Raw genomic sequence first — 8,545 nt, 5'->3', positions numbered from 1 at the left:
GTGGACGAGGCCAAGGCTGGCGACATCATCTCGCTCGCCGGTCTGACCGTCGCGACCGTTTCCAACACCATCGCCGACCCGCAGGTCAACACGCCGATCAAGGCGCAGCCGATCGATCCGCCGACCCTGTCGATGCGCTTTGCCGTGAACGATTCGCCGATGGCGGGCCGCGAAGGCAGCAAGGTGACGAGCCGCATGATCCGCGATCGTCTGGCCCGCGAAGCCGAATCCAACGTCGCCATCAAGGTGACGGAATCGGAAGACAAGGACAGTTTCGAAGTTGCCGGTCGCGGTGAACTCCAGCTGGGCGTCCTCATCGAAACCATGCGCCGCGAAGGCTTTGAACTCGGCATCTCGCGTCCGCGCGTGCTGTTCGGCGAAGACGAAAATGGCGGCAAGACCGAACCTTATGAAACCGTCGTCATCGACGTCGATGACGAGTTTTCCGGCACGGTCGTCGACAAGATGAACATCCGCAAGGCGGAAATGACCGACATGCGCCCGTCGGGCGGTGGCAAGACCCGCATCACCTTCTCCGCGCCGTCGCGCGGCCTGATCGGCTATCATGGCGAATTCCTGTCCGACACGCGCGGCACGGGCATCATGAACCGCCTGTTCGAAAAGTACGGTCCGCATAAGGGCAAGATCGAAGGCCGCAAGAATGGCGTCCTGATCTCCAACGGTGCGGGCGAAGCCAATGCTTACGCGCTGGGTCCGCTGGAAGAACGCGGCATCCTGTTCGTGGGCGTGGGCGAAGCGCTGTATGAAGGCATGGTGATCGGCGAAAACGCCAAGCCAGAAGACCTTGAAGTCAACCCGATGAAGTCGAAGGCGCTGACCAACTTCCGCGCCAGCGGCAAGGACGACGCCGTCCGCCTGACCCCGCCCAAGAAGATGACGCTGGAACAGGCCATCGCGTATATCGACGACGATGAAATGGTCGAAGTGACGCCCAAGACCATCCGTCTGCGCAAGCGTTACCTCGACCCGAACGAGCGCAAGCGCATGAGCCGGTCCAAGGCCGCCTGATTTATCAGGGTGGCCTGAACAAAAGGCCGCCTGATCTATCAGGGTTGATACAGTATCAAAGGGGCCGGCGTCGTGAGGCGTCGGCCTCTTGTTTTTGAAGGAGCCGAAAAATGGCCGATCTTTACCAGAAAGCCCTGAACAGCGAGCGCCGTTCCCTATGGGCCGAATGTCGCCTGAAAGGGCTGGCCAAGGATACGCCGCAGCGCCAGCGCATCGTGGAAATCGACGCCTTGCTGGCCGCGCACAAGGCGAAGCAGGACAAGGCCGCTCCCAAATCCTGACCCCGCATTTGCCCAACTCATAATGGTTCCAGCATAACGCGTTGGAACCGTCCTTCATCGCCGCCTTATCATCGGTCCATCATCCGATCGAAAGGCCAAGGCCATGACAGAACAGATTTCGGCGCGGGGGCACATCAAACTCGGCTTCATCCTGCACGGGGTGGGGCGGACGTGGAACGACTGGCGGCATCCCGACCGCGACGTGAACGCCAGCACCAGCCTGTCCCATTATCAGCGGCAGGCGGCGACCGCGGAGCGCGGCAAGTTCGATTTCCTGTTCGTCGCCGACAGCCTGTCCATCACCGAAAAATCCAGCCCGCATTATCTCAACCGGTTCGAACCGATCACGATCCTGTCCGCGCTGGCGGCGACGACGTCGCGCATCGGACTGGTCGCGACCCTGACCGTCAGCTATTCCGAACCCTTCAACGTGGCGCGGCAGTTCGCATCGCTCGATCATCTGAGCGGAGGCCGGGCAGGGTGGAACATCGTCACCAGCTGGCTGGGCGATACGGCGGCCAATTTCAGCAAGGCCGAACATCCGCCCCATGCGGTGCGATACCGCATCGCCGCCGAATATCTGGATGTGGTGCAGGGGTTGTGGGACAGTTGGGAAGCGGACGCCCATGTCGCGGACAAGGATAGCGGGCAATTCGTCGATCCGGACAGGCTGCACCGGCTGGATCATAAGGGCGAGCATTTCCAAGTCCGTGGCCCGCTCAACATCAAGCGCACGCCGCAGGGGCAGCCGGTCATCTTTCAGGCCGGGGCGTCCGACGAGGGACGCAATTTCGCCGCGCGCCGGGCAGAGGTGATCTTCACCCATGCCGAAACGCAGGAAGCGGGGCAGGCCTATTATGCCGATGTGAAAGCACGGGCGAAGGGCTTTGGCCGCGACGCCGACCAGCTGTTCATCCTGCCCGGCATCGCGCCGATTGTGGGTGATACGGATGCGGATGCCGAGGCGCGCTATCGCGAACTGGCCGCGCTGGAATCGATCGACACCGGTCTTGGCTATCTGTCGCGTACCTTCAACGACCATGATTTCCGCCAATATGACCTCGACGCGCCTTTCCCCGATGTCGAACATATCGGACTCAACAGCCAGCAGAGCGGGACGCTGCGCATATTGGCGGAGGTGCGGGAAGGCAACTTGACGCTGCGCCAGATTGCCGAGCGGCTGGCAACCCCGCGCGGCGCTTTCGTCGGATCGGCGGAGACGGTGGCGGACCGGTTGCAACACTGGTTCGAAAGCGAAGCGGCCGACGGGTTCGTGATCTTCGAACCCTTGCCGGGGCAGCTCGACCTGTTCGTGGACAGGGTGATCCCGATCCTTCAGGCGCGCGGCCTGTTCCGCACCGATTATGAAGGCGCGACCTTCCGCGATCATCTGGGCCTTGCCCAGCCGGACAATCGCCACACAATGGCGGCGCGGACCAGAAGCGCGGCCTGATCCGGCCCGAATGGCGTGACGGACAGGAAGGAGGCCGTTTCGGAACCGGGCGGCTTTCTTTTTGCGAGACATTCGCGTTTGGGCGGCCTAGCCTGTCTGTTCCACTAACAGGGGACAGCAGATGGAATATATGTTTCTGCCGTTGAAGCGCTATGCCGATTTTTCCGGGCGTTCGCGGCGCAAGGAATATTGGATGTTCGCGCTTGGTTATATTCTCGTCGCCCTGGCGGTGGGGATTGTGGGCGGCCTGTTGGGCGCCATATCCGGCGGTGGTTCAGGCGGGAGTTCGGTCCTGTTCGTTCTTCTGGGCCTGCTGGTGCTGGGCCTGTTGATCCCGTCCATCGCCGTACAGGTACGCCGGTTCCACGATCAGGACAAAAGCGGCTGGTTCGTGCTGATCAATTTCGTGCCCTATGTCGGCGGGCTGATCGTGCTGGTCTTCATGTGTCTGGACGGCACGCGCGGACCCAATCGTTTCGGTCCCGACCCCAAGGAAAGCGCGGCCGACGTGGGCGACATCTTCAGCTGACACGCGCATCGACGGGGCCTTCGACGGCGCCGTTACGGCATGGCCGGGCCGATGGATCGGCCCGGCCATGCGGCGCGCATCCTTGTCCATTGCGGAAATAAGGATGCGCATCCGTCCATCCGCATTGCACCCCTGTACCCTGTCATGCCAATTTAGCGATCGGCGCAAACCGAATCGCAACCTTCATTGGTGATCTTTACGTGGGTGGCTGAGCCTTTCCGAACCGGTCGATCGTTGGCCGGAAAAGGGGTTCATGCAGGAGGAATGACGGAGTGGCCGAGACCCTGCCAGCGTTGAGCGAGGGGGAAAAGCAGTGCCTGCGGCTGGTGGCGCAGGGCTTCAATTCCAAGGAAATCGCACGGCAGCTTCAGGTGTCGGAGCATACGGTCGATCAGCGCGTCCGCACCAGTTTGCGCAAATATGGCGTCCCGTCCCGCAAGGAGGCGGCCCGCCTGTTCGTTTCGGCGGCGCAACTGCAGCCCCAATCTGACACATATCAGCCTTTGATATATCAACCAGAGCCGCTTGCGCCCGATCCCGAACCTGCGTCATCCCTTGTTCAGCCGGACAGGGCGGATGGACAGGCGGATCGGACGACGGTCCTTCAGAACATCCTGTCCTTCGGCCCGCCGCTAGGGGGATCGACCAATGAACTGAGCACCGATGGCCGCATATTGGCGATGATCCGCGCCGCCGTTCTGACCGGCGTCGGACTTGTCACCTTGCTGTTGCTGCTTGCCGGGGCCTTCCGGGTTCTGGGTTGATCATTCCCATATCGCCATGCTGAAAAACGCACCGTCCAGGGTAGGGCGCGTGCGAAGGAGAAGACTTGTGCTGAACCTCGACCCCGTCAAGACTCAGGCCGTTGCCGATCAGACCCGCCAGGCCTTCGCCTCTCTGGACAATGCGCTGGTCGATGCCGCGCAGCTGACCACCGCCTTTCTGACCGCGTCGCAGGGATCGGGCCTGACCGCCAGCGAAAGCCAGCGCATCATCAAGCAGATCCATGAAAGCGCGACCAAGATCATCGAAGGCCGCAGCGACATGATCCGCGCCACCGCCCTTCTGACCCGTTGCCTTGAACATAGCGCCATTCCCGTCACGTCGGTCGGTTGCCCGATCGGTTTCGAGCTGGAACGACAGGAAACGGCGCGTCACCTGACCCTGGTCGCTTGATCCGGGTGGAAGTCGTCGGCATCTGCATGACCATTGCCCCCCCTCTCTATCGGAAATGCAGATGCTGGCGGCTTCCTCTTTCCTGATGATCCTTTTTTTCTGGATGTTGACCCTGTTTGGTTGCGTGTTCGCCATGGTCTTTGGCGGGCGCGACGGCCGGTGGTTCACCGGCGCCTTTCTGGGCTGCGTCCTTCTGACCATCCCCGCGCAACTGGCCGGGTCGTGGCATGCCACGCAGATGTGGCTGATGCTGGTCGACGCATTGCTGCTGGCGTTTCTGATCTGGCTGATGCTGCGCAGCACCCATTATTGGCCGGTCTGGGCCGCCGCGTGCCAGCTGATGACCGTGCTGACCCATGTGGTCACGTTGATGTTGCCGCGGTTCACCGACCTCATCTACGCCAGCCTCAGCACCGTCTGGGTCATTCCGCTGATGCTCTTCACGATCATCGGCATCGAACTCGACCGGAAAGCGTTCCATGACCGTTCATATCCCGCCTGACCGAAACCTGCCCAGCCAGGAGGCCGTCGATCTGGTGGTCGCCCTGCAACGCTGCCTGAGCAATTTTCACGCCCGCAAGGAAGAACCGGCGATACTGGATGGGGAGGGGAGCGACCAGCTTCCCGCCCTTGCACGTTATGTGGAGGCGCGGCGGGTGCGGGCGACCCTGTTCGGGCAGAATCTGTTCACCGATCCGGCATGGGACATATTGCTGCTGCTCTATCAGGGCGAGCTGGAAGGGCGTGCGCTGACGCTGGAGCAGCTGAGCGAGACGTTGCGCCTTTCGCTCAATATCGTCGTGGGGCAGGTGGGCGTCATGGAACGGCGCGGCCTGCTGGACGAATATCGCAGTTCCCCCAACAGCCGCCGCCGCCGGGCCATCCGCCTGTCGCCCTTGGCGATCGATGCGATGGCGTCCTGGTTCTCGCTGGCGCTGGCGGACGCGTAACGGCGTCAGTCGTCCAACGGCAACAGGATGCTGGCGCGCAGGCCGCCGCCGATGCGGTTGACGAAGTTCAGCCGCCCGCGATGATCGTCGGCAATGCGCCGCGCGATGGCCAGGCCCAGACCGACGCCGCCGGTTTCGCGATTGCGCGATGCTTCCCCCCGGTAGAAGGGTTCGCACAGGCGGTCGATAGCCGTTTCGGGCACGCCCGGCCCATCATCCTCCACCGCGATCGTCGCCCGGCCGTTGGCGACCGTCAGGGCGATCCGCGCCGATCCGCCATAGCGCACCGCATTGTCGATCAGATTGGCGATGCAGCGGCGCAGCGCCACCGCGTCGCCGCGCACCACCGCCCGGTCGCTGCGCGTCACCACCACATCCTGTCCCATATCCGCCTGATCGTCGGCCAGCGTTGCGACGATGGCGCTAAGGTCCATGCGAATATGGGCGGCCGGATCGCCCTGCCCCCGCATGAAGTCCAGAAGGTCTGTTACCATGGCGCGCATTTCCTGCACATCCGCCTGCGCCTTTGCGCGTGGACCGTCGGGCAGCGCCTCCAGCCGGAAGGACAGGCGTGTCATCGGGGTGCGCAGGTCATGGGCGATCGCCACCAGCATGGCGGTGCGTTCGTTGAGATAGTCGGCGATGCGGGCGCGCATCTGATTATAGGCGGCGCCCACCGCGCGCACTTCGGGCGGGCCGGTCAACGGCAGCGGATCGGCGCGTTCGGGCCGTTCGTTCGCCGCGCCGTCGGCCAGCATGCGGATCGGCTGGGTAATGCGCCGCGCCACCCAATAAGCGGGCAGCAGCAGCAGGATGAAAATGCCCGCCATCAGCGACAGGGTGATGGCGTACCAGCGCTCGTTCGCGCCCTGCCGCGCCTGCACCAGTTGCCAGCCATCGCGCGTGCGGCGCGCCAGCAGGAACGCGCCGTGCAGCATCATCCGGCCGGGTTCGGCCTGCATCATCATGCGGCGATCGGGATCGTCCAGCCGCATCGGCGGACGCTGACGCAGCAGGTTGACGTCGGATGGGGGCAGGCCCATCAGCGCGGCGATATGCGCGGCGCCGCGTGGGTCGTCCAGCTGGTCCGGTTCGGCGGCGGGCATGCGGTCGGACAGGTATCGCGTCACCGTCCAGCTGCCGGCCGGGGCGGCGCTGCCCTGAAGCAGGGCGGCGGCCTCGCCCGGCATCATCGGCCGGGCATGGGGCGGCGGGCCGCGAAAGGTGACCAGCATCATCGCGCCCAGCGCCAGCAGCAGCGTCGCCGCGACCAGCGCGACGATGCGGGTCAGGATCGACGGATTGGGGGGCGTCATGATCGGGTTCAAGCCGGGCGCACTTCGGCCGTGAACATGTAGCCTTCATGGCGGATGGTGCGGACCAGTTCGTCGGTGCCGACCGGGCGCGCGCCGCGTTCCAGCTTGCGACGCAGGCGGCTGACCTGCACGTCGATCGCCCGGTCGTAGCTTTCGCTTTCGCTGCCCGCCGAATAATCGAGCAGCTGGTCGCGGCTGAGCACCCGGCGCGGGTGTTCGATGAAAGCGCGCAGCAGGCGGAATTCCCCGTCGGTCAGGGTGACGACGACATTGTCGGGATCGGTCAGCAGGCGCGCGCCCAGATCGACCTGCCACCCGGCAAAGCGCAGCCTGCGCCCGCCCGTATCCGCCGCCTGTTCCGCATGGCGCCGGTGGCGGCGCAGCACGGTGCGCACCCGCGCCAGCAATTCGCGCGGGTTGCACGGTTTGGGCAGATAATCCTCCGCCCCCATTTCCAACCCCACGATGCGGTCGACGTCGCTGCCGATCGCCGACAGCATAATGATGGGCAGGCCGCCCCGCGCCGACAGGCGGCGCAGGATCGACAGGCCGTCTTCGCCCGGCATCATCACATCCAGCACGGCAATGTCGAAATCCTGCGTCGCCAGCGTCCGGTCCATCGCCGCGCCGTCGGATACGGCCGTCACGACAAAGCCATGCTGTTCCAGAAAGTCCGACAACAATGTGCGGATGTCCGCATCGTCATCGACCACCAATATGCGTGAACCGTCCATGGCGGGCAGCATATCGGCGTACATCGCCCCCTGCAAAGTCATCCGTGCAATTCCCGTGGTTCAGATCGCGACGCCTACGGTGACCGTGCCGGTGAAGCCGTTGGTGATGTCGCCGGTCATGGCGATGGTCATGGCCGCCTGTTGCGCCGCCGAATTGTCGCCGAATACATTGTCGCTGCTGATGCTTTCCCCCGCGAAATTGTTGCGGCTGCTGGCATAGGCGCTGGTGGCGTAGACGGTGGAACAGGTCGCGGCGGGCATGGCGAATTGCGAACAGAGGATGCGGTTGCCATAGGCCGTTGCCCGCGCCAGGCTGGGATAGACCTCGAAATGGATATGGGGGTATCGCCCGTCATAACATCCGGCGAAGATGGTCGTGAAGGTCAGCTGACCGTTCGCGTCGGTCACCCCCAGCCCACGCAGATAATTTTCGGCGGGCAGGTCGTAGAGCGAATATTTGCCGTTGATGTCGCAATGCCAGATATAGATGGCATAGCCCGCCAGCGGTGCGCAGCCGCCATTCACATTGACCAGCGTGATCGTCAGCGTCGTGTAGAGGCCGCTGGCCGTGGCGGTAGACGATCCGAAACTGGAGCGGATGTCGCCGCGCACGATGCCACTGTCGTCCAGCACATTGACGACCGTGCCGTTGCGGCTGTTGGAGCCGTCGGCGGGGTAGGGGCCGTTGGTTTCCTCCGGATCGGCGACGCAGCTGCCGGTGGCGGTCGGCGTCGGTGTGGGGGTAGGCGTTGGAGCCGGGGTTGTCGTGCTGGTCGATTCGCCGGACGATGCCGAACCGCCACCGCATGCGCCGATCAGCGCCGCGCCGCTCACCGAAAAGAGCAGCCGCAAAGTGCGCCGCCGCCCGATATTCTCCCGCGCCAGATCGTGCATCCGTTGCAGGTCATGCTGCAACCCGTGATCATGCGCGTCATCCCGTCCCGACATGGTCTCGATCCCTCCTGTCTTCCTGCAAAGACCCTCAAGGATCATGTCTGGACGCGCGACGTCTCCGCCCGATTGCCCGATGTAGCGGCTTTGTAGCATGGAAACGCTCTGGCATCCCGACGTCCGGGG

General features: G+C 63.9%; 10 protein-coding genes and 1 pseudogene. 8 read left to right on the top strand and 3 right to left on the bottom strand.

Annotated elements, in window-relative coordinates:
* From ACOJSJ_RS12735 to ACOJSJ_RS12700, 8 genes and pseudogenes are all read left to right on the top strand, one after another.
* Window positions 1–1,029 (top strand): annotated as a pseudogene (locus ACOJSJ_RS12735) (translational GTPase TypA); the annotation flags it as partial.
* A 110-nt stretch (window positions 1,030–1,139) separates the two neighbouring features.
* Window positions 1,140–1,310, top strand: a complete 171-nt coding sequence (locus tag ACOJSJ_RS12730) for a hypothetical protein (protein WP_420145353.1) — start codon at window positions 1,140–1,142, stop codon at window positions 1,308–1,310.
* Window positions 1,311–1,413: 103 nt separating this feature from the next.
* Window positions 1,414–2,763 carry an LLM class flavin-dependent oxidoreductase gene (locus ACOJSJ_RS12725; protein WP_420145352.1) on the top strand — a complete coding sequence of 450 codons (1,350 nt, stop codon included), beginning with the start codon at window positions 1,414–1,416 and terminating at the stop codon, window positions 2,761–2,763.
* Between the two features lie 121 nt (window positions 2,764–2,884).
* Window positions 2,885–3,292 (top strand): DUF805 domain-containing protein, encoded by a 408-nt coding sequence (locus ACOJSJ_RS12720; protein WP_420145351.1) that lies wholly within the window; start codon window positions 2,885–2,887, stop codon window positions 3,290–3,292.
* A 272-nt stretch (window positions 3,293–3,564) separates the two neighbouring features.
* Window positions 3,565–4,056: a LuxR C-terminal-related transcriptional regulator gene (locus tag ACOJSJ_RS12715; RefSeq protein ID WP_420145350.1), complete on the top strand. Its 492-nt coding sequence runs from the start codon at window positions 3,565–3,567 to the stop codon at window positions 4,054–4,056.
* Window positions 4,057–4,123: 67 nt separating this feature from the next.
* On the top strand, window positions 4,124–4,468 hold the full coding sequence (locus ACOJSJ_RS12710) for a hypothetical protein (protein ID WP_420145349.1): 345 nt from the start codon (window positions 4,124–4,126) through the stop codon (window positions 4,466–4,468).
* Between the two features lie 103 nt (window positions 4,469–4,571).
* Window positions 4,572–4,970, top strand: a complete 399-nt coding sequence (locus ACOJSJ_RS12705; RefSeq protein WP_420145348.1) for a hypothetical protein — start codon at window positions 4,572–4,574, stop codon at window positions 4,968–4,970.
* Window positions 4,948–5,418 carry an ArsR family transcriptional regulator gene (locus ACOJSJ_RS12700; protein ID WP_420145347.1) on the top strand — a complete coding sequence of 157 codons (471 nt, stop codon included), beginning with the start codon at window positions 4,948–4,950 and terminating at the stop codon, window positions 5,416–5,418. The genes ACOJSJ_RS12705 and ACOJSJ_RS12700 overlap by 23 nt, the downstream gene beginning before the upstream one ends.
* Before the next feature lie 5 nt (window positions 5,419–5,423).
* Here ACOJSJ_RS12700 and ACOJSJ_RS12695 read toward each other — a convergent pair whose 3' ends face one another.
* Genes ACOJSJ_RS12695 through ACOJSJ_RS12685 form a run of 3 tightly spaced genes read right to left on the bottom strand, consistent with a single transcriptional unit; the run spans window position 5,424 to window position 8,416 of the window.
* Entirely contained in the window at window positions 5,424–6,734 is a 1,311-nt protein-coding gene (locus ACOJSJ_RS12695) for an ATP-binding protein (RefSeq protein ID WP_420145346.1), read from the bottom strand.
* Between the two features lie 8 nt (window positions 6,735–6,742).
* Window positions 6,743–7,510 (bottom strand): response regulator, encoded by a 768-nt coding sequence (locus ACOJSJ_RS12690; RefSeq protein WP_420145345.1) that lies wholly within the window; start codon window positions 7,508–7,510, stop codon window positions 6,743–6,745.
* A gap of 18 nt (window positions 7,511–7,528) precedes the next feature.
* Window positions 7,529–8,416, bottom strand: a complete 888-nt coding sequence (locus tag ACOJSJ_RS12685; RefSeq protein ID WP_420145344.1) for an intradiol ring-cleavage dioxygenase — start codon at window positions 8,414–8,416, stop codon at window positions 7,529–7,531.
* Between the last annotated feature and the right edge of the window lie 129 nt (window positions 8,417–8,545).

Source organism: Sphingobium sp., assembly GCF_048594625.1.
GTDB lineage: Bacteria > Pseudomonadota > Alphaproteobacteria > Sphingomonadales > Sphingomonadaceae > Sphingobium.
Note: the sequence above shows the minus strand (reverse complement) of the source record. Positions and strands in the feature narration are given on the sequence as shown.